This window comes from Chryseobacterium sp. OSA05B (assembly GCF_019970065.1).
GTDB lineage: Bacteria > Bacteroidota > Bacteroidia > Flavobacteriales > Weeksellaceae > Chryseobacterium.
In genome coordinates this window covers 1-516 of record NZ_JAHXYH010000065.1, presented here as the reverse complement: position 1 = coordinate 516, position 516 = coordinate 1, and the positions used below count along the sequence as shown (strand labels likewise).

The following is a 516-nucleotide window of genomic DNA, read 5'->3' as shown; positions in this document are numbered from 1 at the left end:
GAACTTCTTTATAAAACTTACTTACCGGAATTGTCTCACTTTTAACTCCCGTATAACTTATATAATCCAATTCATAATTCCTGTTTTTGCGGGCTGTACTTATTGAACTTACATCATATACAGGATTGGAATACACTTCTTTTATAATGACATTCTTTTTAAGATCATACAACACGATCCGGTCTTTATCACTGTCTAAATTGGTCGCTACATACGCTTCATCTTTATTTTTGGAATTATCATTTAACCCAATAATACTGAATGTGTTTTTCCAGTCTGTTGATTTAATAAGATTAAACTTCCCCGTCTCTAAGTCTTTATAATATGTTTTTGTGGTCAATCCGTTTTCCAGAACTGTGTATCCTCTCAGATTCCCTTTTTTGTCAAAGACATACCCGTCAATAGGGTTATTAACGTCCTTATTCTCATAAAGCTGAGTCATTTCCCCTGTATTAAAATTGATTTTATAGGGTTCGAAGATTTGCTTGTTGTTTTTGTTCAGGGCTACAATGACAA

General features: G+C 33.1%; 1 pseudogene. It reads right to left on the bottom strand.

From position 1 onward, the window contains the following. Nucleotides 1-516, bottom strand: a pseudogene (locus LC419_RS23605) (S9 family peptidase); the annotation flags it as partial.